Annotated in this window: 25 protein-coding genes; 10 read left to right on the top strand and 15 right to left on the bottom strand. The window is 46.6% G+C overall.

Annotated features, from left to right (window positions below; genetic code table 11):
• The first annotated feature begins 35 nt into the window (after positions 1–35).
• On the top strand, positions 36–1,511 hold the full coding sequence (locus A9237_RS17360) for a peptide MFS transporter (RefSeq protein WP_078608825.1): 1,476 nt from the start codon (positions 36–38) through the stop codon (positions 1,509–1,511).
• Between the two features lie 80 nt (positions 1,512–1,591).
• Here A9237_RS17360 and A9237_RS17355 read toward each other — a convergent pair whose 3' ends face one another.
• The gene (locus tag A9237_RS17355; RefSeq protein ID WP_078608824.1) at positions 1,592–2,863 is read right to left on the bottom strand and encodes an Nramp family divalent metal transporter; all 1,272 of its coding nucleotides are present in this window, start codon (positions 2,861–2,863) and stop codon (positions 1,592–1,594) included.
• A 224-nt stretch (positions 2,864–3,087) separates the two neighbouring features.
• A complete protein-coding gene (locus A9237_RS17350; RefSeq protein ID WP_009705043.1) occupies positions 3,088–3,327 on the bottom strand; it encodes a VPA0252 family protein in 240 nt (79 codons plus the stop codon).
• 209 nt (positions 3,328–3,536) lie between these two features.
• Here A9237_RS17350 and A9237_RS17345 point away from each other — a divergent pair, with 209 nt between their 5' ends.
• Positions 3,537–4,427, top strand: coding sequence for a LysR family transcriptional regulator (locus A9237_RS17345; protein ID WP_027726653.1), 891 nt, complete (start codon positions 3,537–3,539; stop codon positions 4,425–4,427).
• Here A9237_RS17345 and A9237_RS17340 read toward each other — a convergent pair.
• From A9237_RS17340 to A9237_RS17315, 6 genes are all read right to left on the bottom strand, one after another.
• Complete coding sequence (locus A9237_RS17340; protein ID WP_237358462.1) at positions 4,424–5,209, bottom strand: phosphotransferase enzyme family protein; 786 nt, start codon at positions 5,207–5,209, stop codon at positions 4,424–4,426. The two genes, A9237_RS17345 and A9237_RS17340, sit on opposite strands and share 4 nt — an antisense overlap.
• Positions 5,210–5,362: 153 nt before the next feature.
• Positions 5,363–6,244 carry a LysR substrate-binding domain-containing protein gene (locus A9237_RS17335; protein WP_078608822.1) on the bottom strand — a complete coding sequence of 294 codons (882 nt, stop codon included), beginning with the start codon at positions 6,242–6,244 and terminating at the stop codon, positions 5,363–5,365.
• 120 nt (positions 6,245–6,364) lie between these two features.
• The gene (locus A9237_RS17330; protein ID WP_045413387.1) at positions 6,365–7,330 is read right to left on the bottom strand and encodes an OmpA family protein; all 966 of its coding nucleotides are present in this window, start codon (positions 7,328–7,330) and stop codon (positions 6,365–6,367) included.
• A gap of 615 nt (positions 7,331–7,945) precedes the next feature.
• Complete coding sequence (locus tag A9237_RS17325; RefSeq protein WP_009705048.1) at positions 7,946–9,070, bottom strand: M14 family metallopeptidase; 1,125 nt, start codon at positions 9,068–9,070, stop codon at positions 7,946–7,948.
• Positions 9,071–9,183: 113 nt separating this feature from the next.
• Complete coding sequence (locus A9237_RS17320; RefSeq protein WP_054824286.1) at positions 9,184–10,584, bottom strand: FAD-dependent oxidoreductase; 1,401 nt, start codon at positions 10,582–10,584, stop codon at positions 9,184–9,186.
• A gap of 259 nt (positions 10,585–10,843) precedes the next feature.
• On the bottom strand, positions 10,844–11,203 hold the full coding sequence (locus A9237_RS17315) for a DUF3316 domain-containing protein (protein WP_005442378.1): 360 nt from the start codon (positions 11,201–11,203) through the stop codon (positions 10,844–10,846).
• A 525-nt stretch (positions 11,204–11,728) separates the two neighbouring features.
• Between A9237_RS17315 and A9237_RS17310 the strand changes: the two genes are divergently transcribed.
• Positions 11,729–12,634: a VirK/YbjX family protein gene (locus tag A9237_RS17310; protein WP_078608821.1), complete on the top strand. Its 906-nt coding sequence runs from the start codon at positions 11,729–11,731 to the stop codon at positions 12,632–12,634.
• Positions 12,635–12,677: 43 nt separating this feature from the next.
• A complete protein-coding gene (locus A9237_RS17305; RefSeq protein WP_038868237.1) occupies positions 12,678–13,229 on the top strand; it encodes an outer membrane beta-barrel protein in 552 nt (183 codons plus the stop codon).
• A gap of 90 nt (positions 13,230–13,319) precedes the next feature.
• Here A9237_RS17305 and A9237_RS17300 read toward each other — a convergent pair whose 3' ends face one another.
• From A9237_RS17300 to A9237_RS17275, 5 genes are all read right to left on the bottom strand, one after another.
• On the bottom strand, positions 13,320–14,225 hold the full coding sequence (locus A9237_RS17300; protein ID WP_078608820.1) for an EamA family transporter: 906 nt from the start codon (positions 14,223–14,225) through the stop codon (positions 13,320–13,322).
• A gap of 66 nt (positions 14,226–14,291) precedes the next feature.
• Entirely contained in the window at positions 14,292–14,996 is a 705-nt protein-coding gene (gene phnR, locus A9237_RS17295) for a phosphonate utilization transcriptional regulator PhnR (protein ID WP_078608819.1), read from the bottom strand.
• Between the two features lie 9 nt (positions 14,997–15,005).
• Positions 15,006–16,730, bottom strand: a complete 1,725-nt coding sequence (locus A9237_RS17290; protein ID WP_078608818.1) for a putative 2-aminoethylphosphonate ABC transporter permease subunit — start codon at positions 16,728–16,730, stop codon at positions 15,006–15,008.
• 8 nt (positions 16,731–16,738) lie between these two features.
• Positions 16,739–17,845, bottom strand: a complete 1,107-nt coding sequence (locus A9237_RS17285; RefSeq protein ID WP_078608817.1) for a putative 2-aminoethylphosphonate ABC transporter ATP-binding protein — start codon at positions 17,843–17,845, stop codon at positions 16,739–16,741.
• Between the two features lie 437 nt (positions 17,846–18,282).
• On the bottom strand, positions 18,283–19,293 hold the full coding sequence (locus tag A9237_RS17275; RefSeq protein ID WP_005384363.1) for a putative 2-aminoethylphosphonate ABC transporter substrate-binding protein: 1,011 nt from the start codon (positions 19,291–19,293) through the stop codon (positions 18,283–18,285).
• Positions 19,294–19,559: 266 nt separating this feature from the next.
• On the opposite strand from A9237_RS17275, the gene phnW reads away from it, so the two are divergent.
• The 3 genes from phnW to phnX all read left to right on the top strand — a co-directional run bounded on the left by phnW (position 19,560) and on the right by phnX (position 22,964).
• Positions 19,560–20,663: a 2-aminoethylphosphonate--pyruvate transaminase gene (gene phnW, locus A9237_RS17270; RefSeq protein WP_078608815.1), complete on the top strand. Its 1,104-nt coding sequence runs from the start codon at positions 19,560–19,562 to the stop codon at positions 20,661–20,663.
• Between the two features lie 26 nt (positions 20,664–20,689).
• On the top strand, positions 20,690–22,069 hold the full coding sequence (locus A9237_RS17265) for an aspartate aminotransferase family protein (protein ID WP_078608814.1): 1,380 nt from the start codon (positions 20,690–20,692) through the stop codon (positions 22,067–22,069).
• A 79-nt stretch (positions 22,070–22,148) separates the two neighbouring features.
• Positions 22,149–22,964 (top strand): phosphonoacetaldehyde hydrolase, encoded by an 816-nt coding sequence (gene phnX / locus A9237_RS17260; protein WP_078608813.1) that lies wholly within the window; start codon positions 22,149–22,151, stop codon positions 22,962–22,964.
• Positions 22,965–23,049: 85 nt separating this feature from the next.
• Here phnX and A9237_RS17255 read toward each other — a convergent pair whose 3' ends face one another.
• Positions 23,050–24,078, bottom strand: a complete 1,029-nt coding sequence (locus A9237_RS17255; RefSeq protein ID WP_005442357.1) for a LacI family DNA-binding transcriptional regulator — start codon at positions 24,076–24,078, stop codon at positions 23,050–23,052.
• A gap of 248 nt (positions 24,079–24,326) precedes the next feature.
• Here A9237_RS17255 and A9237_RS17250 point away from each other — a divergent pair, with 248 nt between their 5' ends.
• The 3 genes from A9237_RS17250 to A9237_RS17240 are packed head-to-tail and all read left to right on the top strand — an operon-like array spanning position 24,327 to position 26,382.
• Positions 24,327–24,770, top strand: coding sequence for a PTS sugar transporter subunit IIA (locus A9237_RS17250; protein WP_078608812.1), 444 nt, complete (start codon positions 24,327–24,329; stop codon positions 24,768–24,770).
• Between the two features lie 58 nt (positions 24,771–24,828).
• Positions 24,829–25,116, top strand: a complete 288-nt coding sequence (locus A9237_RS17245; RefSeq protein ID WP_005374080.1) for a PTS sugar transporter subunit IIB — start codon at positions 24,829–24,831, stop codon at positions 25,114–25,116.
• Between the two features lie 9 nt (positions 25,117–25,125).
• Entirely contained in the window at positions 25,126–26,382 is a 1,257-nt protein-coding gene (locus A9237_RS17240) for a PTS ascorbate transporter subunit IIC (RefSeq protein WP_078608811.1), read from the top strand.
• A 205-nt stretch (positions 26,383–26,587) separates the two neighbouring features.
• Here the strand turns inward: A9237_RS17240 and A9237_RS17235 are convergent, their stop codons facing one another.
• The gene (locus A9237_RS17235; RefSeq protein ID WP_020196609.1) at positions 26,588–26,950 is read right to left on the bottom strand and encodes a hypothetical protein; all 363 of its coding nucleotides are present in this window, start codon (positions 26,948–26,950) and stop codon (positions 26,588–26,590) included.
• Between the last annotated feature and the right edge of the window lie 5 nt (positions 26,951–26,955).

Raw genomic sequence — 26,955 nt, 5'->3', positions numbered from 1 at the left:
ATAACTACCTTTCTCGCAATAGTGAGTATTTAATTATGTGGAATAAACTAAATAAATCTATGATGTTCTGCCAAATGATGTTTGGCTTATCATTTTACGGCGTGTTAGTCAGTCTGACGCGTTTCTTCTTAGAGGATCTGAATTACAACGAAGCTGATACCATGATGATCGTCGGTGCATTTTCGGCGATTGGCCCTCTATTTGCGATTGCTGGCGGCTTTATCGCTGACAAATTTTTAGGTGCTTACCGCTCTCTATCGATTGCCTTCTTAGCATTCGCATCTGGCTACGTACTGCTTGTTCTTGGTGCTTCGGCAACCAACGTACCACTTTCAATGTGTGGTATCGCGCTAGCAAGTTACGGCCGTGGTTTGATGTCTCCTTCTTATCCTAGCTTGTACAAACGTACCTTTAAGTCACAAGAAGACTTCGAGAAAGGCTACCCAATCAACTACTCAGTGAACAACGTGGGCGCTTTCCTAGGCCAATACTTGTTCCCTATGATTGTGCTGATCATCGGCTTTAATGGTGGTTTCACTATTTCAGCAGTGATGGCTGGCGCAGCATTGGTGATGCTACTTGTGTTCCGTAAAGGCTTGGTTGGCGTTGCTTCTGATCTGGATCGTCAAAGCGTAAGCACGAAGAACTGGATTTTCTTCGCGATTATCTCAGCTGCGATGATTGCACTGGTATTCTTCATGTTCTCTAACATGGATATCGGTCAAAACATCGTTTACGCCATCGGCGGTGCAGCGATTCTTTACTTTGTTTCTTTGATGTTGAAAGCAAGCAAAGCGGAATCATTGAAGATGGGTACTATCCTTATCGTTACCTTCCTAACCACGTGTTTCTTCGTTTACTACGGTCAAATGATGACTTCAATGAACATGGTAGCGATCAACACTCTGAAAGGTTCTCTATTTGGCTTCATCCCACTAGAGCCTGAAGCCGCAATGGCAATGAACCCACTATGGTGTATGGTTGGTGGCCCTATCGTTGCTGGCTTCTTTGGCATGCTAGAAAAACGCGATATTCACCTATCAACAGCGACTAAGATTGCATTGGCATTCGTGTTAACCGCTATCGCATTCGGCATCCTAACATTCGCGGTAACGACTGTTGGCGAAGACGTTATCATCATGCCTGAAATCTTCCTAGCGATTCACTTCTTCCAAGCAATTGCGGAAGTTATCGTAGGTTCAATGGTTGTTGCGTTCATTCTATCTGTGGCACCTAAGCACATTGAAAACTTCTCAGTAAGCTTGTTCTCTGTAGCAATCGCGCTAAGTGGTATCGTCGGTGCTGCGTTCTCTACGTCTATCGCACTAGAGAAAGGCCAAGAGATCACGCAAGAAATCGTACAACACGTTTACGGTGACTACTTCCAACTGCTGACTATCCTAGCGGTTGTCATGGTGGCTATCGCACTTGGTGCATCGTTCATCATTCGTAAGATGCTTGAAGCGGCAAAACAAAGTGAAGCTGAATTGGAAGTGGTTGAGCAAAACTAATTCTCTCTCAGCATCAAACAAAAACGGAAGCCAAGCGGCTTCCGTTTTTTTTATCGACAGAGAAAAGGAGGGAGAAATCATTAAGCGGTTAAGGTAACCATCAGATAACCGTTGAGTGCCAGTACCAAAGTAACGATAACCATACCTGCGTAAGAGACCCATTTGTTGTTTTTGAACTCACCCATCAAGCGTTCGCTGTTGGTAAAGATAAGCAATGGGATAATCGCCAGCGCAATACCAAAGCTCAATACCACTTGGCTCATCACCAAGATATCGGTGGTGTTCATGCCCAAACCAATCACCACAAACGAAGGTGCCATAGTAATAAAGCGTCGTACCCACATTGGGATAGAGAAGCGGACAAAGCCTTGCATCACCACCTGACCTGCCATTGTGCCAACGACGGTAGAGGACAAGCCTGAAGCAATCAACGAGACGCCAAACAACACAGATGCGGCTTTACCTACCAATGGCGTTAGTGTCATGTATGCCGTTTCAATTTCCGCCACATGTTGGTTGCCTGAGTAATGGAACACGGCAGCTGCCATCGCCACAATCGCGATATTCACAAAGCCTGCAATTACCATCGCAATCAACACATCAAAGCGAGTGGTACGAAGGCGAGTTTTGGTGCTTTCGCCATAGCTGTTTTTGAACAGTGCAGAATGAAGATAAATCACGTGAGGCATTACAGTCGCGCCTAAAATACCCGCAGCAAGGTAGATTTGATGCGAATCAGTAAAGGTTGGAGTCAGCAGACCTTTCACCATTTCACCTCCCGCAGGTTGCGCAAAAAACAGTTCAGCAATGTAGATAACCGCCACCAACATCAAAAGTGAACCAATCACGACTTCTAGCGGTTTTTGGCCTTTCTGGTTCAGCATCAAAATCATCACGGTTGCTACCGCAGTGATCATCGCACCTTCCATTAAGCTAATTCCAAACAACAACTGAAAGCCGACTGCTGCACCGATAAACTCGGCAAGGTCTGTCGCTATCGCGATGATTTCAGCTTGGATCCAGTAGAAGCCCACCGCCCATTTGTTTGGTAAGTGGTCACGTAGATGCTCTGCTAGGTTTTTGCCTGTGACGATGCCTAGCTTGGCGGATAAATACTGAATCAACATCGCCATTAGGTTCGCCCATAGCACTACCCAAAGTAGCTGGTAACCAAATGAAGATCCTGATTCAATATTTGTCGCAAAGTTGCCTGGGTCGATGTAACCAATCGCCGCAATGAACGCCGGGCCTAACATCAGCATTTTGCGTTTGATTTTATTGAATGCCGAAACTTTTGATGTTGTGGCGGCATCTAAATGTATGGATGCATTATTTATCGATACATTACTCATGGCGATATTCCTCTCTAGTCGATGAGAGAATCATACGCCCACCCAAATGAGAATCAATATCATTTAGGTACGCAAAAACGGTAATTAAGATTTCAACAATTAATTTTTAATTATCGATAAACAAAAGCTATCAAAAACCTTCTGTTGAATTTGGATTGCCATCGACCAAAAACAACAATGCCGCGTTAGACGCGGCATTGAAAGCGGGGGATGGTTTCGATTACTTAGTCGCGACGGCCGCGCAATTGAATTGGTTGGTTAGAAGCGTCTGTTTGAATCATCACGCCACCGTAAGTAGCGTCATTACGACCTTTAAGAGTCAGATTAGAATCCGCGCGCTCCACATTAACTTGGTTTGTTTGGCTAGTAGCCATATCAATAGTACCCGTGTATGAGCCATCGCCAGCGAATGCTACATTCATTGAACAAGCCATTAAGCCTACTAGTGCGATTAGTTTTTTCATACGTCACCTCGATTATTTGTGGTACATCGTTTCGATGAAGAAACTGTAGCAACAGTTCCAAAGTAGCACGAGGAAAACCCGAATTTACCAAATGGAAATCCTCGGCCAAAAAATGCTTTTCTGCCATAAACTTAGAATTGACCATCCCCTGTCTTTTTTTATGGGAGGCGGAGTTATGATGCCGTGGCAACGTTGGCTGGAGTAAAAGAATGACAATGAATCTAGATATGCAAAACGTCTTGGTATTAAAGCGCATGTATGAGCTGCGTAACGTTCGTTTAGTGGCAGAATCAATGGGGAAAACCTCAGGTGCCATCAGTAAGAACTTAACCAAGATGAAAGCGCAACTGGACGATCCTTTGTTCATTCAAACCAAAAATGGCTTTGAGCCGACCTCGTTTATTGAAGCCAACATGCCTCACTTTGAACAGATCCTCGCCAGTGCAGACGCCATTAAGCCACAGCAGTTCTCACCAGATTTATTTGCGGGCGAGGTTGCCATCTATGCCAACACACTGTTTTGGGATCGATTCGGTGACAAGCTTTATCTCGAACTACTCAAGCAAGCACCACACGCCAGTTATGCCTTTTTAAGATGGGGGGCAGATGCGCGCAATCGCATCATTGAAGGTGAGAATGCCATTGCGATTCACTACTTTGATGAAGACCTGCCTCAATCCATCGCTCAAAAAGAACTTGGTCGAGGGAAAGCCGTCTTCTTTGTGAAAGAAGATCATCCTGCGCAAGACTTTCAATCTTTGAGCGATTACACCTTTGTTCTGTTCAAAACACCGGGGTGGAACGATCACAAATACCCGCTTTTGGATCGATTAAGAAACATCGGTTTTCACGTTGAGCCCAAAGTTGAGATTGAGCACCCTGCGATGATTCACAGCATTATCATGAACACCGACCATTTCGGTATTACCATGAGTGGAAACGTTCCTGAATCATGTCGCAGTATCGAGCTACCAAACGGGCTGGAACTTGGCGTGAGCTTTGTGATGAGCTGCCGACGTTCTCAGCAGCATGATCCACAAAACCAATGGTTGTTTGACGTGATTCAATCCATCATTAAGCAGCATTCAAAGCCAGATTAAAATTTGATTTCGCCGAGTACTCCGAGCGTAATGGCTTGGTGATGCTTATTAATGTATTCAATATCTTGCAAGTAAGCGGTATGGTGACAGTCCTCCATATTAGCTTGGAACTGAGCATCGCCATTCGCAGCCATTGACCGCATGTGGTCTACCAACGCCGTCAAACGCAACGTCATTACCTCGACCAACTCTTCACGCTCTAATCGAGTACAACCATAAGCATCACAGAAGATCTTGGCTCTGCGAATTTGCTCCTCAAGCGTACCCATTTTATCGTCTTCATTAGTTTTGAACGGTGCCCAGCCATACACAGAAAAGGCGATGTCCCAAATTCGAGGTGCTGGGTGAGCGGTATCAAAATCGAATACTCCCACCACAACATCGCCCTCTAACGCGACGTTATAAGGCATGAAATCGCCATGGCAAATCACCTCTTTTGGAGAGCGTGAAGGCAGCATCCAGTGATGGACATCTTGTGTATTGAGCTTGAGGAAACTTCCAGAGGCATCGTGAAAACGACGTAGTAGTTTAGCGGCGGATTTCAGCGCCGTTAACGAGCTAATTGGGCCTTCTAGCGGGTAATTGTAAGTCTCGCCTTCAACGAAAGTCAGCAGCTCTTTTCCTCCCTCAATGGAGACGGCTTTTGGACACGCAGTAAAGCCGTGGCTGTGAAGATGTTGGAGCAATTGATGAACCGTCATCGTCCAATGACTGGCAGGCCGGCTAACGAGCTCTCCCTTACGGTAAATGGCATTCTCTCTGCCACCTTCTAACGCTTCCATTACAGCTCCTTGATGCTCAGAGCGTGCGCTCTGTGAGTGATGACGACATGAAACGTACTTCGTCATCTTAGCACTCGAACTTTACTCATGGAGGCTGATAATGTTTCAGATTGTTAGATAAATCGCAGTTCGTTTCCGTCTTGTGATTGAGCGCTAAAATTGCGCTTCTAGACTTTGCCTTAACCACTCGATAAATGCTTTCACGTGCGGCCTTTCTTCACCACGAACAATCATGTGATGCGCACCTCGGCTTGGCATCGACCAACCTCCGATTTGCACCAACGATCCTTGCTGAAGATGGTCCTCGACCAATAAGTCTCTTACAAGCAAAATGCCCAGTTGATTCACCGCAGCTTCGATCGCTAACAGAGAGTGCTCAAACTCTCCTGTGAGCTTCACCCCTTTGCTTTCGACACCTTGATACGCTAACCAACACTGCCACGTTTCTTGGTAGCCTCCCGTAGCCAACTTAGGCAAACGAGCAAGATCAGATAAGTGAGAAATGGGATTCAGATGCAAAAAGCCTGGGCTTGCCACCACAATCCAGTTTTCTTGCGTCAGTTGAATGGCTTGCTGTGACTGCCAATCGCCATAACCATTGATGATCTCCACATCAGCGATATCACTGTTGCTCGGCATTGCGTTGGCCGTGGTAGAGACTTTAAAACTCACTTTAGGATGTTGGCGATGAAAATCAGCCAGTCGTGGCATTAGCCATTGAGAGCAAAAGCTGTGTGCCACGTGTAACGTTAACTGCGCCTGCTTTTGTCGAGAGAAAAGATGTTGGGTTGCTGCAGAAAGACTCTGAAAGACGTGACTTACCACAGGTAAATAATCATGAGCAGCTTGAGTAAGATTGAGCTGAGCACCATTGCGTTCAAACAAGGTGGCGTCTAAGTACACTTCGAGGGATTTTACTTGCTGACTGACCGCCGCACGGGTGACATTGAGCTCTTCTGCCGCCTTAGTAAAGCTTTGCAATCGAGCGGTTGCTTCAAACGCTTTGAGAGAATTGAGTGGCGGTAGGTTTTGCATATCAGGCTCCAGACGAACAAGTAAGAAAATACTATGACGGAGCTGTGACAGATAAATGAAGGGGAAACAAAAAAGCCAGCGTCAGACGCTGGCTTTTAAAGTTACTGATTCAATAATGAATTATTGAGCAGCTTCTTCAGTTTGGTATTGGAACGCAGGAACAACAACTTCTACACGACGGTTCTCTTCACGACCTTCGCGAGTTTCGTTGCTAGCTACTGGGTTAGCTTCGCCCATACCTTTAACAGTCATACGGTCTGCAGCGATACCTTCAGCTTGGAAGTGATCAGCAACTGCTTGTGCACGCTTCTCAGTTAGCTGTTGGTTGTAAGCTTCAGAACCAGTTGTGTCACTGTAGCCGTTGATTTCAACTTGAGCTTGTGGGTAAGTGTTCATTAGCTCTACAGTACCGTTGAACGCAGAAGCGTCTTGTAGTTCAGCGCTTTCTAGGCCGAATTGTACTGTTGCTGTTTGAGCTGGGTATTCGTTCTCAACGATGCGAGTCGCTGGACGAGTTTCAACTACTTCTTCTTGAACTACTGGCTCAGAACCGAACTTGTAGTTGAAGCCGATACCGAAGAAGTCAGCATCCATGTCGTCGATGATGTCATCAGACATGTCTTGGTAACGTTGGTACTCAGCGCGTAGGCTCCAGTTGTAGTTGATTTGGTATTCAGCACCTAGAGAGCCAGTTGGTACGAAATCTTTCTCGTCACCAGCCATCATGTATGCAGCACCTACTTTAGCAAATAGGTTCCAAGAATCAGTTAGAGGAAGGTTGAACTTAGGAGCTAGAGTTAGCGCCCATAGGTCACCGTCAACTGTGTTTAGGCCAGCTTTGTTGAAGTTAGCTGTGAAGTTACCTAGGTAATCAACACCGTATTCAGCTGCAACGTATTCGTTGAAGTTGTAACCAATGTGCATACCAGCTGCGAAGCTGTCGTCATCACATGGAGCGTCTAGGTGACATGCGTCGTTTAGAGCGTTGTAACCAAGTTTGCCGCCGATGTATGTATCAGCAAGAGCAACATTCGACATTACGCCACCAGCTAGAACGGTAGCCACTGCAAGAGCGATCTTTTTCATTATTTTTCCTTTATGCGAGGCGACCCGATTACTTTCCCCAGAAAAATCTGTTTTTAGGAAACTCAGAACCTACACTGTTTTCAAGTGATTAAAAACTACGCCAACAATCTCTATTAACGCATCTTCATGCGACGCCTTAATCGGGATTCATCCATTAAGAGCGTTGGTTGGAATTTTGATGCACCTATCTGCCACGATATCACTGACGCCTTTAACCAGCACATCAGGAGTGAGAGATAACGATGAGCAAACCTCTGTAGGTACAAGATTCCGGGACAAAAATTATCCGGATTCTATCTTGTAATCACATAGCAACTAAAAAGTAATTTAATCGGCTGTGCCTACTTCAACCGCAAACTCTGGATCGGTAACCCTATGAGATGATATGAGTTTTGTGACAAGAATCTCGAAACGGACTTTAACAGAATAACCATCTCTAAAATAAATCATTATTTTTGTCGTCACGACAAAAAATTCTTATCGATACTCAGATAACCATCAGATATTGCAGATTTTTTGTTTAAAGCGCTTAGAAAGTAGTTCGTCAATAGAGAACGTGGAAAGAATAGTGGCAGAAAAGACAGCCCGTAAAGTACGGGCTGTGAACGAATTGCGTTAAATTTTGTCAGAGACCGCCAATGTTGCAGCCAAAACATCCTGTCCAAACAAGACACTACGCTCAGGAGACCAACCGTATAGAGGGTCTGGATGGTTGTTATTGTCTTTGAATGGCATCTCAATGGTGTAAGACAAACACTTGAATTGCTCTGCCACCCAGTTAGAGCCAACGGTTAGGTTCGCTTTACCCGGTTCATCTTTGTCGTAACCGATCTCGTCTTGGAACTCTGGTGTAATCGTTAGAAGTGCTTGTTTAAACGCGTTTTCCAACTCAGCCATGCCTTCGTCATAAGAAGGAATACCTTCAGAGCCCGCTACAAAGTTGTACGGGATAGCTTCATCACCATGAATATCTAGGAACATATCCACGCCAGTTTCTAGCATGCGCTCACGAACCAAGAAGACTTCAGGACTCTTTTCCATTGATGGCGTTTGCCACTCACGGTTTAGGTTTACGCCAACCGCGTTAGTACGTAAGTGACCACGCACACCGCCGTCTGGGTTCATGTTTGGTACAACGTAAAGTACTGCTTTTTCAAGCAATGCGCGTGCAACCGTGTCGTTCTCATCAAGCAGACGTTGGATCATGCCTTCCATGAACCATTCAGCCATCGTCTCACCTGGGTGCTGACGTGCAATCATCCAGATTTTCTTTTTGCCTTCTTCTGGCTCACCGAAAGTAAGTAGGCTCATGTCATTGCCATCTAGCGTATGACCAAGCGTCTCTAGTTGGCAGTGGTGCGCGCTTTGTGCCATGTGTAACAGGTCTAGGTGACGATCGTACGTGTAAGGTGCAAAGTACGCGAAGTAAATTGAGCTGCGCTCAGGGATAACAGTGAAAGTCAGCGTGTCGCCATCGAACTCTGCCGGTACTCGGAACCACTCTTCACGATCGTAAGACGCAACCACGTCGTAACCTTGCCAACCTTCTGGGTAAGCCGATTTCGCAAGATCAAGAAGTTTGATGGTGTGTGATTGCTCGGCTTCTGTCTCTAGACGGAAGTGGAACCACTGGTAGAATTCCGACATGTTGTCGTTAGGAATTTTGAGTTGGATGTCGTTTTTGTCGTCCGCTTTCACTACGTGAATGCTGCCGCTGTCAAAGTTGCTGAATACTTTCATTTTATTACTCACCTTTTGCATCTGAGCTTGAAAGACTGAGGCTAACACAAAGGGAAGAGGTGCCTCTAACACTTTCACTTCTTCCCTATCCGTTTGCGATCAAAATATTCAGTTTAGTCGAGCTTATCCGCTTTGCCTGCTGGTCCTGCGAGTTTTGCTAGCCACTTATCCCAGATGAACGGCGTCTGCTCGTTATCTTCTGCTTCCTCTTTTCGGCGTACCGCGTTGCGTACCATCATCGCTCCCGTCCATCGAAATGGCTCTGGCGGGAAATGCCCCAACGGCCCTTTGGCTAAACCGCTTTTCGTCCATTCATTCTCGATTCCCAATACCAACGAAGATAAGATCTTTCCGCCCATTCGAGTCTGCGCTACCCCGTTACCCGAATAACCAAAGCCATAAAAGATATTGCTTTGGTTATCTAACTCACCGAAGAATGGAAAACCAGTAGCGGAACGATCTGAACCGCCCGTCCATGAATAAGCGAACTCAGCCCCTTTCAAACGCGGGAACAACTTATCGAACGATTTACGCAGTAGCTCTTGATAGCGCGTTGGCTTGTTGAACATCGCGTTGACTTGGTTGTTGAAAGAGAATTGATTGCCGCCTTTCCCCAACATCAAACGGCCATCTGGCGTATCTCGGTAATAGTGGACGAAAATACGTGAATCCAACACGCTAGAACCGGCCTGCCAACCAGATTGAGATAGCGCGTCACCAAGCGGTTTGGTGATCACCATGTCGGAAGAGACCACCACGATACTGCTTTTGAATTGCTTAAACTGCTCCACCATCCACGCGTTTAATGCCAACACCACCTGCTGCGCTTGAACATTTCCTTTAGGTGTACAGACAGTGGCAGGTTTTCCATAATCTAAACGCGTCATCGGCGTATTCTCATAGATCTCAACACCCAATTCTATTGCGACGCGTCTTAATCCTCTCACCAATAAAGCTGGTTGAACGCTGGCTGCTACTGGAGAGTGAAAGCCTTCTATATTGCGCGGCGATCCCGCATTGGCACGCAGCTCCTCAGCTTGGCAACGGCGCCAACTATTTACTTCTAAACGCTTTAACTCGTCCACAACTGGCTGCATTCCCCCAGTTTGAGCCTGATTGGTTGCAGTGTAATAAACCCCTTTTAATGATAATTGCGCATCGATGTTGTGCTGCTGACAAAAGTCGTCAATCTCTAGCACTGCTTGTTCCGACTCTTTTACCAACCAAGCGGCGTGTTCTTCACCGAATAAGCGTTTCAAGGTCGGAAACTTTGTCGACCAAGTCAGCATACAACCGCCGTTTGCGCCCGATGCACCACTGCCACACAAGCCTTTTTCAATCACAACCACCTGTTTTTCCGGCGATTGCTGCTTGATCATGATCGCAGTCCAAAGACCTGTGTAACCACCGCCGACGATAGCGACATCTGCTTGGATATTTTGTTGAAGTGGTTTAGCGGTTTCTGGCTGCTCAATTTCAAGCGCTTGCTTAAACCAATATGAAGGGTGAGTCATTCGATATCCTTTGTAAAAGTGACGCACACAACCGTGCTTTGTCACCACTTTACAAACCTACCGAATATTCAACGAGCTAGAAAAACTTACGCTGAGCGTTAGAAAATATTTATGAGATATTATATTTAAGAAACACATTCACCGGAAATATATATTTAATAATAAAAAAGGGGAGCAAATGCTCCCCAAAAATAATAGAACGAATATACAACAAGGATTAAACAGGCAATAGAGTTATAAATGCTAGCGAATAAATTAATTAACGATTACCAGGTTCACGCATGCGGTATTCGTATTTCACATTCAATATTGGTTGGTATGCGATTTGACCGTTATCTTGCAGGAATTCATCTACTGTTACTTTCGCATTAGTAATAGAGAAAGACTGGCGGTCTACGATATCAAATGAGCTTTTGAATTCGTCTCTTAGCTGTGCTGACGACTTGCTTTGATAGTTCTTAATCATTTCAAAGCCCATGTCGTAAGCGGCTTGTTTACTATCTACAACATTACCATGAATGGTTCTGCTGTTATTAGTCCATTGGTAACCACCAGCAATAGCAGCGATTGGAGTAGCGGTTAATGCGATAAGACTTGCTAGAGTGATTAAACGTTTCATAATGTGCTCCTTACTTACCTTTTAAATATCGAGTTCCAAATACTCGATTAATGTAGGGTACGTATAGAGACCTATAGCGAGTCAGATTAATTTCAGAAAAACTTTAATTAATTTCCATTTTATTTTTAATTTACTGTTAGGCTTGGCTTTTGCTTTTAATAAAAAACTAAGTAAATCCGTAGATTAGCTTTTCTCGATAGCTTAATCATACCGTCTAAATTTTTTCTTATCAGATTTAATATATCTAATCGCTATAAATAAGTGCATTTTGGATATGACACGATGCTTCTCTCTTGTACGCGCTCTGACCGCGAATCCTGACACTCTCATACCAAGCCTTACAATACCTCGCCACGCTTTTCTCATAGAATCCTCAGCAAAAGAACACTGTTCAAAACTAGTTCCTGTCTAGCTGGAGTGAAGAACGGCTCACTTTGCTTTCTCCCTTTTTGCGTTCGATACCTAACGCTCACAGCCACATGACAGGACCGACACCACTGGAAATGAGTTTGGAGTGAAATAACCATGAATAAATCCATCCTTCACCACAGCAAAACCATTTACTCGGATGAGTATGCTGAGATTTATCATCCAATCTGGACATACCGCATCAAGTTCATTGCGCGTGCGTTGTTCTACCGAAAGTCATTTAAGTATCTGGCAGACAACATCGAGGCTTCACTGTTGGAGATGCTATGTACGCGCACTCATCGATTCTTAGAAAAACCATTTCGTCCGTATATCGTAAAAAATAGCCCTGCGATTGATCGTTCAGCGCTTGTGGTTGATCACTACAACACAGTGTCGGAGCTCGTCTCGCCTGATCTAATGAAACAGATCTATACCGATGCCAAGGGACTCACTCTGATGACCTTTGAGATCGAGGATATTCTCTACACGGTCAAATTGGTTTATGAAGCTCGCTACCAAAAAGAAGGCGACATGAGTTTGGTATTACACAGCCAAGAAGATGGCAACTTCTATACTCTATCGTTCACATTGGGACACGAGAACGGCGCTCGCAGCATCATGATTGGTGGCTTACAAGGCCCACGCAGTAACGAAACTAGCAATGAAAAAATCAAAAAGCTGACTCGTAAATTGTACGGTCAGCGTCCAAAAAGTTTGATGGTCAGTCTGCTGGATCTTCTTGCTCAGATTTGGGGGGGTGAAACCATTCTTGCAGTGAAAACCCAGTCACACACTTATGCCGCTAAACGTTATAGCAAAGGACGAATTAAAACGGATTACGATGCATTGTGGAAGGAACTTGGCGGTACTGAGTACGATCGCAACTTCTACTCACTCCCAGTGAATGCTCCGCGCCGTGATCTCGACGGGATGTCGCGATCTAAACGTTCGATGTACCGTCGTCGTTATGAATGGCTAGACAACACCAAAGCAACATTCGAACAAGTACTAAGAAACTAAAAAGCTAAAAGCCTAAAAGCTAAAAAGCTGAGGAGAAACGTTCATGCGTTATTCATTCGTTGCTGCTCTGGTGTTGTCGACTCTTTCCCTATCGGCGAACGCTAGTACAAGCCAGCACATCATAGGCACGAACCTAGGTTATGGCGGTGTAAGCTATGACGCCCCCGCAAGTGAAGAATCCGGTGATATGTTTCTTGGTGAAGTTTATTACCGATACATGCCGACGCAAAACTTCGGGATTGAAGCGGGCTTCAAAGGGGCGTTTGATGGTATTGGCTCAACGCTGTTAAGCCCAATTTCAGAGGTTACCGACACGAGTTTTTCTGGCCCACGTTTAAGTGGCTATGCGAGTTATCCTCTTGGTGCTGGTTTCGAACTTTACGGTAAAGCAGGTATGACGCTCTACACCCTTGAGTACACTTACAAGGTGAATGGACAGAGCCGAAACATTGAACATACTAGCGTTGGCGGTGAAGCAGCGGCAGGATTAGGATGGAGCTACAAGCACTTTGGTTTGAATGCTGAGTATGTGTACTCAAAGAACAGTGATTTTGATTCTGGTGGCGTGATGTTCGGCGCTCAATTGCGTTTCTGACGTCCCTTATACTCCTAACCTTCCCAAAAACTAAAAAAGAAAAAGGCAGCGATGGCCTGAGTCGCTGCCTTTTTCTTTCATCAATATGTGTCAGTTCGTCAACGCAAGAATGATCCCTGCCACAATCGAAGCAACGCCTAGCCCTCGCGTGAGATACCATTTCTCAGACAGAAACCAAATCCCCATAAACAATCCAAACACGATGCTGATTTGCCTTAGTGCCACCACCAAACTCACGTTGTCTGTCATGGTCATCGCAAACAACACCAAGCCGTAGGTGGATGCCATCATTACCCCTGCCATGCTGGCTGTTTTGCGGATCTGCCACGCTGTCTTAATCTCATCTGGCTTGCCCGTAACTAAGCACCACACAAGAGCAGGAATACCTATCGCCCAAAACTGCACACCTAAGTAGAAGATTGCACTGTACTGATCATTCAAGATCTCTGACGCTTGCCCTGTGAGTAAACTCAGCGCTTCTTTATCAACCACGGAGTAACCCGTTGTGCCTATTGCGGCAATCAATGCCCAGAACACACCAACGTTCAAATAAGAGCCCAATGTCATCTGACGAAAATTCGTCAGTGGTACCAGCATACAACCAAGAGTAATTAGTAAGAATCCAAGCCACTGCTGACTAGATAATTCATGCCCCAATGCCACACTGATTGCGCCGACCATCATCACAGGCAGCGCCCGAGCAATCGGATAAACCACACCCACATCAGCGTGCTTATAAGCGACAATCAAACCGACCAAATAAACCATTTGTGAAGTGCCGCTAATGAACAGCAACCCCCAAAACTCACTCGGTAATGATGTCCAGCCAATGGTTGCCAAATACCAAATCAAATAAGGGGTAAGAATGAAACATGCAGAAAAGCTGGCCGCCATAGTAAACGCGAGTCCAGAGCCTGAGTTGCTTTTACCAAGGATATTCCAACCCGCATGGAGAACAGCAGAAAAAACGACGAGACCAATCGCCAACAAATCCATTTCAATGTTCCTGTCTGAATAAAATAAAGGCCCCGAGATGGAGCCTTAGACAATGAGAAAATCCACTTAACGATTGAGTTCCGCCAGAGATTCAATGCTGATGGCATCGTGTCGCCAATACTCGATATCGCAATCAATCAACTCACCGTGCTGGTTATAGTTGATGCGCTCCACCACCATCGCTGGCGTGCCGACTGTCGCGCGCAGTGCTTGAGCCATTTCCCCCAACAAAGTGCTGGTTGAAATGCGGTAGCGAATCTTTTGATATGTAACGCCATAATGATCGCGATAAATATCCGTCAGCGAATTTGATAAATCGTAGTCCAACAGGTTCGGAAACAACTCTGGGCGAATGTAGTTTGTTACGAACACCACAGGTCTGTCTTCAAGGTATCGCACACGGTCGACTCGATACACATCCGAGAAAGGCTGCAAGTCCAACAAGCGCGCGGCTTGTTTGTTTGCCAACGTCCCTTTTGCTGCGACCAACTCCGTTTTTGGCACACGATTTTGCGCTTTCGCCATGTTCGGGAAGTTCAGCGTTTGGGTTGGGTCGTAACGCAATGGCTCAGGTGAGATAAACCAACCTCGGCGATCTTCGCGATAGATTCGACCTTCTGCTTCCAGCAGTGATAACGCTTCACGCAAAGTGACGCGTGTAGTATCGAACGACTCCGCCAACTTACGCTCTGCTGGCAGTTTTTGACGCGGCGATAGCATGCCCGCTTCAATCTGTTCAACAATCGAATCTTTAATTTTTACGTATTGCACGAAGTGTCCTTATCTTTTGCGCCAAGCTTGTGTGCGATTTTCTAACAATTTACCCAAAGTCATCTGAACAATCTTCGCAATTGCGGCAGCAATCATGATCATGACAGCCATTGCCGCTGCAGCGCCAGTTTGACCTGCATCATCCATATTCAGAATCGAGACCGAAGCCGGAATCGTATCGGTTGAGTAAAGGAATACTACCGCAGAAGTGGTGGTCAATGCATTAACAAACAAGTAAGTCGCAATGTCCAAAATCGCAGGTAAGCACACAGGTAATGTCACTTTAAAGAACAACTTGTACTGAGGAAGCTTCACCGATGCTGCTGTGGCTTCAATCTCCGATGGCAACTGCTTTAGCGCTGCCAGGGCGGTCATGTGACCCACGGTGTAGTAATGCACTACCGTGTTAATCACCAAGAATGCCATGGTGCCATAAAGCACGTTCAGAGGATTGTTCGCATCGTTGAAGTAAAAGATGTAACCCAAGCCAAGCACCATACCAGGAACCGCCATTGGCACCACGCTGAGCATTTGCATCACCTGACGAATTGGACCAAACGCACGCCCTTTCTCAATGCAGTAAGCACCGACAAAGATAATGGCTGTACCGATCACTGCCGTCCAACCTGCCAGTGTTAGTGAGTTGAAGAATGGGCTCCAACCGTAAGTGCTCATTTCGGCAAAGTTGTAGTTGTTTAGCGTCAGCGCTTTGTTCCAAGGCCAGAACGTAACTAACGAGCCATACACCGCCATGCCAAGCACAGCCAACACTGCAATAGAAATGATGCTGCAGTAAACCAAGCAAATGCTGTCGCGCGCTTTGTTGGGTTCAGGCTGATAAGGCACTGAACGTGTGTCGAATAAGCTCTTTTGCTTTTTCTGTACCCAGCGGTCTGCGCCGAACGCCATTACCGCAGGAAATAGCAACATAATGCTGGTCACCGCACCCATGGCAAAGTTTTGCTGTCCCACAACTTGCTTGAAGATGTCAGTCGCCAGGACGTTGTAGCTTCCACCAATCACTTTCGGCACACCAAAGTCCGTGATAACCAGCGTAAAGACCACGATAAGCGTACTGATCAAACCGTATTTCGCCGCAGGTAACGTCACCATAAAGAAGGTTTTGATGGGTGAAGTTTTCAGTGCGCGGGCTGCTTCATACAAGCGAGCATCAGAAGTGCGCAGCGAAGTGGTTAAGATCATCAATGCATGAGGAAAGGTCCAGAAGATCAAACCCATCGAGATACCAATCACGCCGTAAACCGAGTTTCCTAACAGCATTTCTTTCGCAATACCTTGATTACCGAAAAGGAAGATTAAACTGATCGCCGGCAACAACGAAGGCGCAAGGATTGGCGCAGTACCTAAGATTTGGAACAAACCTTTAAACGGCATGCATGAACGAGTCAGCGCGTAGGCATAACCAAACGCAAGTACACCCACCACCGAGGTCACTATCACGCCCAAAGTGAAGGTGTTGCCTACCGACACCCACAAGCTTGAAGAGGAAAAGTACGTCGCAAAGTTTGCCAATCCAACAAATTCGCCATTGGCATTTTGCACACTCTTGGTCAACATTGCCCAAAGCGGCATTAAGATGAACAGCACCATCATGGTCGACAAACCAGCGAGCAAACCAAACAACACAAGGTTGTCGCGGCTAACACGTCCGAGTAAGGATTTTGCTTTGTCTTGTGTGGTCAGGCTATTCATCGTCATTGTCTTCGCATCCATGTTTACACCTACGCTGCTAGCGCTTTATCAACCGAGGGCACGGCGTAACCATGCAGCCCTTCTTCAGCAAACTGGATGTAACGTACATCGCCCGCCTTGATATTGAGTTTTTGAACCGTTTCCACAGGCACATCCACTACGATGGTTTTCGTTGAGCTGTCGTTTTGCAATACGCAATCAATGCGGAAAAACGCCCCCAGAAACTCGGTTGCCGTAACTCGCACAGGTAAAGAGTTATTGTAGTTTTCAACGAACTTGATGCTTTCAGGACGCACCGCAAGGTCGAAGCGGTCACCACGTTGGATCTTACGATTAGTCAAGCTTGGCGCTGGCATCAAGGTTTCAGCAATGCGCACTTGGGAGTCTGTTGCGGCTGAGGTTTCAATAAAGTTCATGCTGCCGACAAACTCAGCAACAAAGCGCGTTGCTGGTTGTTGGTAGATCTCTTGAGGTGTACCTACTTGCTCAATCACGCCATGGTTCATCACCACAATGCGATCCGCCATCGACAATGCTTCGTCCTGATCGTGCGTAACCATGATGGTGGTGATGCCCAGCTTACGTTGCAGCTTGCAAATCTCATCACGTAAGTGAACACGTACTTTTGCATCCAGCGCTGACAGCGGCTCATCAAGTAGCAGTAGACCCGGAGATAGCGCCAATGCACGAGCCAAAGCAACACGCTGCTGCTGACCACCAGAAAGTTGATTCGGGAATTTCTCGCCAGAGGTTGGAAGACCAATGGTTTCTAGCCAGTAATCCACCTTCTCTAACGCTTCTTTGGTCGAAATACCTTGGTTTTTCAAACCCACCGCAATGTTCTCTTGCACAGTTAGGTTCGGAAACAGCGCATAAGATTGGAATACGATGCCGAAATCGCGCTTCTCTGGTGGTAGGAATGTGGTCTCTTGACCGTTTTGAAAAATCGCACCAGACGTTGGCAAGTCTAAACCTGCAATGGCACGTAGCAGAGTGGTTTTACCGCAGCCAGAAGGACCAAGAAAACAAACAAACTCGCCCTTTTCAATCGCTAGCGAGATCTTCTTTAATGCAGTGAACTGTCCGAATTGCTTCACTACATTTTCAATATTTAGGTAATGTTGGTTAGTTGACATAACACACGCTCCAGATGGTATATACCAACTTTAGTTTTGGAGTGTTACGTTCCAATGACAAATTTATAGCCAGAAGATGACAAATAGATGAAGGGTGATGAGGTTTGTTTCTACGCTTGCAACCCCCTCCAACTCCCCCTTTTATCAGCATAGTTTGCCAAGCATTTGAATGCGGTTATCAAGGGGGAGGGTTTTCTTTTTCGTGGTGAGCTTAGTGCCCCCCGTTATACAGACTTTGATGCTTTCCCTATCACGAGCAACAAGTACAGTTAGTCCCTCCCCTTTACCAGCGCGACTGTTGTAGTCCCCAGAAGTTAAAGCCAAGGGGAGGTTAGGTGGGGTTGCTGCTTTAAGGCTTTTGACTCTCGCCTCTTCCAAAAACAAAAAATCCACCTCAACCGAGGTGGATTTCAGTATTCAACTCAAAGCAAATTCAATTAAGACTTTGGTTCTGATTTCGCGTCAAACTTCTCAGACCATGCCGCTAGAATCTCTGCACGCTTGCTGCCCATTTGCGCGAAGTCCATCTTCGCCATGTTCTCTTGAACATTAGGGAAGTTAGACACAGTCGCTTTCACTTCTTTATGTGCAACCACTGGGTACATTTCTACGTAAAGCTCGTTTGCCGCTTTAGAGATTGACCAGTCGACGACGCGCTTCGCTGCATCCGATTCTTTTACTAGGCCAACGGCTTCTGATTCCCAGCCGATGCCTTTTGGTGTGATAACCGCTAGTGGTGCGCCTTGTGTTTTCAGCTTCGCGCCGCGGCTTGCCATCGAAATACCGATAGCCACTTCACCCATACCCGCTTGAACACATGGTTTAGAGCCAGAGTGCGTGTAGTGTGCAATGTTCTTATCTAGGTCACGCATGTAGTTCCATGCCTGATCTTCACCCATGTTTTGTAGCCAAGCAGAAACCTGCATGTAGCCAGTGCCTGAAGACGCTGGGTTCGGCATTGCAATGTGACCTTTGTAAACCGGCTTTGTTAGGTCTTCCCAAGACGTTGGTTTCGGTAGGTTAAGTTGTTTCGCTACCGCTTCGTTGAAACAAACTGCGTTAAAGAACGCATCGTTACCAAACCAAGCTTGGTTTGATTGAGGGTCGTTTAGGTTCGCGTGCAGCTCTTCCAAACCTTTTGGTGTGTAAGGCTTAAGAAGACCTTCATCTTTAAGCAGTGCCATTGACGAGCCAGCAAGACCCCAAACCACTTCCGCTTGAGGGTTGTTCTTTTCGGCCAGCAATTTCGCCGTCATGATACCGGTGGAATCGCGAACCCACTTAATCTTGATATCTGGGTTATCTTTCTCAAACGCAGACTTGTATTTAGCAAGAATGTCAGTTTCGAAAGCGGTGTAAACCGTGACTTCCTGTGCTGCCATTGCATTCGTAGCTAGCAGAGAGACAAGTGCAGCCAGCGATCCTTTCATCAAACGGTTTTTCATCATTTTCTCCAGTTAATTTGGCTAAGTTTTCATTTGGTCTGTACCAGTTGACGATATACACCCTACTGAGCCTTTGTGACGAAATTATGACCATTAAATGGCAGTTTTACGAAAATTTGCGATGAATAATCGTTCAATTGATCCGCCATTTTCTGGATATTAAAGTTTTATGAAATTGGAGATTCGCCTATTTACTGCCCTTTTCTTCCTCGCTAGAGTGAACTCGAAATTTGGTGTAGACCAATTAGCCTATTCTGATGGAAATCGAGATGAAAAACGAATACCTACTACTGACTCCAGGTCCTCTATCTACTTCTGAAACGGTACGTGAAGCCATGCTTAAAGACTGGTGTACTTGGGATGATGAATACAACAAAGACATCGTAGAAGTGATCCGCACTAAGCTTGTAAAACTGGCGACTCAACAAGACGGCTACACCAGCGTACTAATGCAAGGTAGCGGGACCGCATCAGTAGAAGCAACGATTGGCAGCGCCATTGGCAAAGATGGAAAATTGTTGGTTGTCGACAACGGTGCGTACGGTGCACGTATCGCTCAGATCGCTGAATACCTAAATATTCCATGCCATGTAGTTTCCCCAGGCGAAACATCACAGCCACACTTGAACGAGGTGGAAACTGCATTGGCATCGGATCCTACAATCACACACGTGGCGATTGTTCATTGCGAGACAACCACTGGCATGCTTAACCCAATTGAGGCATTTGCTTCTGCGGCAAAAGCTCACGGTAAAGTAGTGATTCTCGATGCCATGTCGAGCTTTGGTGGCATTCCTATCGATATCGCAGAGCTAGGCATCGATTTTATGATCAGCTCTGCAAACAAATGTATTCAAGGCGTGCCGGGCTTTGGCTTTGTGATTGCAAAACAAACTGAGCTCGAAAAGTGCCAAGGTCAGGCACGTTCTTTGAGCCTTGATCTTTACGACCAGTGGCACTGCATGGAAGTGAACCACGGTAAATGGCGTTTCACGTCTCCAACGCACACGGTTCGCGCTTTCTACCAAGCACTATTAGAGCTGGAGCAAGAAGGCGGCATTGAAGCTCGTCATCACCGTTACCAAACTAACCAGAAAACACTGGTTGCAGGTATGCGTTCTTTGGGGTTTGAGCCACTACTGAGTGATGACCTTCACTCGCCAATCATCACTTCTTTCTACTCTCCGACGCACAGTGATTACCAGTTCAAAGCGTTCTACACACGTTTGAAAGAGCAGGGCTTCGTGATCTATCCGGGTAAGGTATCGAACGCAGATTGCTTCCGCATCGGCAACATTGGTGAAGTTTACCCAGCAGATATCGAGCGCTTAATCGGTGCAATTGAAAAAGCAATGTACTGGCAAGTTGCGTAAAGCAGCCTTCTGATTGAGAGAGCGTTATGACTCAGAATATCAAACCCACCCACTTCCGCAGCGAAGGCGATGTTAACACAACACCAGCGCGCCAAGCTTGGAATGCATCGATGGACGATGAACGCACACAAGCATTGTTGAAGCGTGATTCGGAGGTCTTTCTTCATCAAGCCATGTCGACGCCTTGCTTAGATACCTTGGAAGCAGCAGAAGGCATCTACATCCAAGATGCTACCGGTAAAAAGTACATGGATTTCCATGGCAATAACGTCCATCAACTGGGCTACGGTCACCCGCATGTGATTAAACGTGTGCAAGAGCAAATTGCCAAACTGCCGTTTTCACCACGTCGTTTTACCAACGAGACCGCGATTGAATGTGCCGAAAAACTCACCCAAATCTGTGGCGGCGAGTTGAATCGCGTGTTGTTTGCTCCGGGTGGCACATCTGCGGTTGGCATGGCTCTTAAATTAGCTCGCCACATCACGGGCAACTATAAGGTGGTGTCGTTGTGGGACTCCTTCCACGGCGCATCGTTGGATGCCATCTCAGTGGGTGGCGAAGCGTGTTTCCGCCAAGGCATGGGACCATTAATGGCAGGTGTTGAGCGCATCCCACCAGCCGTATCTTACCGTGGTGCTTTCCCAATCGCGGACGGCAGCGACGTGCATTACGCCGATTACCTCGAATACGTGATTGAGAAAGAAGGCGGCGTGGGCGCGTTTATCGCAGAAGCAGTTCGTAATACCGACGTACAAGTGCCGAGCAAAGCCTACTGGAAACGTATCCGTGAAATCTGTGACAAACACAATGTCATGCTGATCATCGACGATATCCCTAACGGCATGGGTCGCAGCGGTGAATGGTTTACCTACCAAGCCTACGACATCGAGCCAGATATGCTCTGCATCGGTAAAGGTTTGGGCGGAGGCTTAGTACCTATCGCAGCCATGGTAACCAAAGACAAATACAACACCGCCGAGCAAATCTCCATGGGTCATTACACTCATGAGAAAAGCCCTATCGGTTGTGCTGCGGCACTGGCAACCATGGAAGCTATTGAGCAAGACGGCTTGCTAGATAAAGCCAAAGCCGACAGCCAGTTCATGCGTGAAAAGCTGCTAGAGATGAAAGCCAAATACCCAGTGATTGGTGATGTGCGTGGCATTGGCATGTTGTGGGGCATTGAGTTGGTCACTGACCACGAAAGCAAAGCACGCGCGTATGACGAAGCGGAAGCTGTGTTGTACCAATGCCTCAACAACGGAGTGAGCTTCAAGGTATCGCAAGGTAACGTGATTCAGCTCAGCCCACCGCTGATCATTACTCGCGAACAACTAACCGAAGCGTTGGCGATATTCGAAGAAGCCATCGCCAAAGTATGCAAAGACTTTAACTACTTCTAACCTCAACAAAACCAATTTATCCAGAGCGCGGTTCCAATGTGAAGGCAAGCGCTCTGGCAAGCAAGAAAAAGGATTGAACATGAGCAACTCACCAATTCAAGCAGTGATCTTTGACTGGGCTGGCACTATCGTCGATTTTGGCTCTTTTGCGCCAACCAGCATCTTTGTGGAAGCGTTCAAACAAGGCTTTGATTTCGAAATCGACCTTGAAGAAGCGCGCGAACCAATGGGTCTTGGTAAGTGGGATCACATCCAAGCAGTGGGACGCATCCCTGCCGTTGATAAGCGTTGGAATGAGAAGTTTGGTCGCTCAATGACCAGCGAAGACATCGACGCTATCTACGCAGCATTTATGCCTCTGCAAAAAGCGAAAGTGGCTGACCATGCAGAGCCTATCTTAAATGCGATTGAAGTTGTGAACAGTCTGAAAGACAAAGGCATCAAGATCGGTTCTTGTTCTGGTTATCCTCGTGAAGTGATGGACGTACTGATTCCCGTGGCAGCGGATTACGGCTACAAACCGGATTACGTAGTAGCAACGGATGACCTGCCACAAGGTGGTCGCCCTGCACCATTTATGGCACTGAAGAACGTGATTGAGCTGAATGTAACCGACGTTAATGCGTGCATCAAAGTGGATGACGCCGCACCGGGCATCGATGAAGGTCACAACTCCGGTATGTGGACCGTTGGTTTGCTGCTTTCTGGTAACGAAGCAGGTCTAACGTTTGAAGAATACCAAGCCGCGGACGAAGCAACGCTTGATGCCGCTCGTGAAAAAGCGCGTGCAAAATTGCTCAAGAGCTCGCCGCATTACCTCATCGACACCATTGCTGACTTCCCAGAAGTAGTGGCAGATATCGAACGTCGCCTAGCAGCAGGTGAACGCCCTTAGTAGAGAATCATTATTCTCACGCATAAAAAACCTCTCAGCATCGAGAGGTTTTTTGTATCACGTATTAGTTTCTAACCAAATGAGGTTAGTTGATCGCAGTACTCGCTCGGCGTTTTAGCTTAAAGCCCATGTCCGTTGCATGCTCTACGGGCTCACCTTTAATGGCTTGCAGTAACTTGTCTGCGGCTTTCGTCCCCATACGTTCGTAATCGAATTCCGCACAAGTCAAACTTGGGTAGGCGTGCTCACCCATGGAAGAGCCTTCCAAACAGATAATCGCAATGTCGGTCGGGACTTTCAGCACTCGGCGGTGACACTCAAACAATGCGCCAATCGCAATCTCTTCATGGCTACATACCAGAGCATTCAAACTTGAATCGCGCAGCAATAGTTTTGCCAATCCTTCCGCACCTAATTGTGAAGATGGCGCTTCGTGCGTGGTTAAGAAATGGTCCGGCGCAAGGTAGTTCTCAATCATTGCGCTTTGCCAGCCGTGTAGCTTACGTTGCAAAGTGGAGTGATCGCCGCGCGCACCAATGAAGCCCACGTTCTTGAAGCCTTGCTCAATCACATGCTTGGTACAGGCTTTACCCACCTCAAAATGGTCAACACCGATATTGAGATAACTGGCTTTCGAACTTAACTCAGCAATTTCCAACACTGGTGTGTTCGAGGCTTCCAAAAGCTGATTAGTACGTTGGCTGTGTTCATTACCAAACAACACCACTCCGGCTGGACGGCTCTCAAGAAATGTCGAAAGCAGTTTCTCTTCTTGCTCTACCGAGTAGTCGCTGTAGCCAAGCAGCAACTGATAACCCGCTTTGTTCAACGCTTGTTGAAAGCTCGGTAAGAAAAGCGCGCACGCTTTTTCAAACAGGGAAGGAATGATAAGAGCGATGGAGTAACTTTCAGCAGACGCCAAAGCCCCTGCCGCTTTATTCGGGATATAGCCGAGCTCATCAACCACTTGTTGAATCTTTTCTCTCAGCTTGTCAGATACTAGCTCGGGCGTTCGTAATGCTCTCGATACCGTCATGGTGCCTACGCCGGCTTTTTTAGCGACGTCCGCCAAGGTGACATTGCCAGTACTTCTTCGTTTGCGAGGTTCGCTCATTGTTCTTATTTAGTGTTCTCTATTTTCTGCCGCGACATCTTACCACAGCGTTTTAGTGGTTTTGATATTAGCGCATTAGAAGTCGATCACAAGCATATGAAACTCGGATGACTGATAAAAATGGTAGCGCTATCACAATTTATGATAGCGCTATCAGATAGCGCTACCATTTGTGATCATTCTCAGGTTTTTCTGACAAATTGATCGATAAAGTACCCATCAACAAAACAACAAACCGGAAAGATCCAATGCTACGTGAACTGATTACCTCTGATGTGATTCGCATCCATTCTGATGCTACTGACTGGAAAGATGCGGTGAGCAAATCCTGTGAAGCACTGATTGAAAATGGTGCGATTGAGCCAAGCTACGTGGACGCTATTTACCGCTCACACGAAGAGCTCGGTCCTTACTACGTGGTAGGTCCTGGTATGGCAATGCCACACGCTCGCCCTGAAGATGGTGTTAACCGTTTGTCTCTTGCCATCACAGTGATTCAAAACGGCGTGAACTTCGATTCTGAAGGTAACGATCCAGTAAAAATGCTGGTTACGTTAGCCGCGACAGACAGTAACTCGCACGTGAATGCGATTTCTAAACTGGCTGAGTTGTTTATGAATGAAGAGCATGTAGAAGCCATCTGCACCGCTCAAAACACACAAGATGTTCTCGCGATCATCGAAAAATACTAACTCCTGATGTGCCCTTCAAAATGGGCATACACCCCTATAAAAAGAAAAGGTCTGAATTATGAAAATTATGGTTGTTTGCGGTCACGGTCTTGGTACTAGCCTAATGATGGAAATGAGCATCAAAGGCATCGTGAAAGAATTGAATGTAAACGCAGAAGTGGATCATATCGATCTAGGCTCTGCAAAAGGTACGGATTGTGACATCTTCATCGGTACTAACGACATCGTTGAACAGTTGAACGCACTTGGCGTTGAACCTCGCATCGTTGCGCTTGATAACATGGTCGACAAAGTGGCAATGAAAGAGCGTCTATCTGTAGCACTTCAAGAGCTTGGCGCTCTATAAGGTGGCGTTATGGAATTCTTCAGTTTCTTAATGAACGATGTCCTATCAGAGCCGGCAGTTCTGGTAGGTCTCATCGCCCTAATCGGCTTAATTGCCCAGAAAAAACCGATCACTGAGTGTATTAAAGGTACAGTAAAAACCATTCTTGGTTTCATCGTGCTTGGCGCGGGTGCGGGTCTGGTTGTGACTTCTCTGGGTGACTTTGCGACGATTTTCCAACACGCGTTCGGCATCACTGGCGTGGTTCCAAACAACGAAGCTATCGTCTCTATCGCGCAAGAAGCGTTTGGTAAAGAGATGGCGATGATCATGTTCTTCGGTATGTTAGTGAACATCTTGATCGCTCGCTTCACGCCATGGAAATTCATCTTCCTAACAGGTCACCACACGCTATTCATGTCGATGATGGTAGCGGCGATCCTTGCTTCTAGCGGCATGAAAGGTGTTCCACTGATCGCACTTGGCTCTCTGGTTGTGGGCTCTGTGATGGTGTTCTTCCCTGCGATTGCTCACAAGTACATGAAGCAAGTAACAGGTTCTGATGACGTTGCGATTGGTCACTTCTCTACCCTTTCTTACGTGCTAGCGGGCTTTATTGGCAGCAAGTTCGGTAACAAAGAACACTCTACTGAAGAGATGAACGTACCTAAGAGCTTGTTGTTCCTACGTGATACGCCAGTGGCAATCTCGTTCACCATGGGCATCATCTTTATGGTGACGTGTATCTTCGCTGGCGGTGACTTTGTACGCGAAGTCAGTGGTGGTAAGCACTGGTTCATGTTCGCGCTGATGCAATCCATCACATTCGCCGGTGGTGTGTACGTTATCCTTCAAGGTGTACGTATGGTTATCGCAGAAATCGTTCCAGCGTTCAAAGGTATCTCAGACAAACTAGTACCAAACGCAAAACCTGCACTTGATTGTCCGGTTGTATTCCCATACGCACCAAACGCAGTATTGGTTGGCTTCCTATCGAGCTTTGCGGCGGGTCTTTTGGGCATGTTCCTACTTTACGTGATGGGGCTTACTGTGATTATCCCTGGTGTCGTTCCACACTTCTTTGTGGGTGCAGCAGCAGGTGTATTTGGTAACGCTACAGGTGGTCGTCGCGGTGCAATCTTGGGTGCTTTTGCACAAGGTCTACTAATTACCTTCCTACCAGTATTCCTAATGCCGGTACTGGGTGACCTAGGCTTTGCCAACACGACCTTTAGTGACGCAGACTTCGGCGCTGTTGGTATCCTACTGGGTCTGATTGTTCGCTAAGTGGTTAGTCTGAATATGACTAGCTGATAACTGACTTGATTGATGCGCGAATAGGCTCATCGGCATCAATCCTAAAGAGTCTCTAGTCATAGCAAGCGACTGACTTTAGAAGAACCCAGTCATAAAAAGTAATCATAGAAAGAAAACAAACGCCCCTCACGTGAGGGGCGTTTTTCTTTTTGGCACTATCTTAAGGAGGTTTGGCTTATTGAAGCGTACTTCCGTTAGATAGCAGCTTTCTTGTCGGCTCTTGCTCGGTGTACTCGACCGCATCGTGATCGGCGAGCTTATCGACTTCCGCCTGTTCACCCACCACAATCAACACGTGTTGTTTCACCAGAGCGTCGACCACTTCAATGTTGTGCTGACGAAGAAGCGCTCTCACTTCGCTCTCTTTCCCTTCATGATACTTAACAAAGTAACGTGCAGGTTGCTGCTCGGCTTGATCTTGGCGTTCATCCACGAGAGGAAATCCTTGATTGTTTGCCAAGCTGCTTGAGCTCAGTCCGATTGCCAATAGTGCGGTAGCGCCTACCGCAGACAAAGAAAGTAAGGTCAACTTCTTCATAGTCA

This window comes from Vibrio owensii, from assembly GCF_002021755.1.
In the GTDB taxonomy this organism is placed as follows: domain Bacteria; phylum Pseudomonadota; class Gammaproteobacteria; order Enterobacterales; family Vibrionaceae; genus Vibrio; species Vibrio owensii.
The sequence above is the reverse complement of the archived record's forward strand: the minus strand, read 5'-3'. Positions and strand labels throughout refer to the sequence as shown.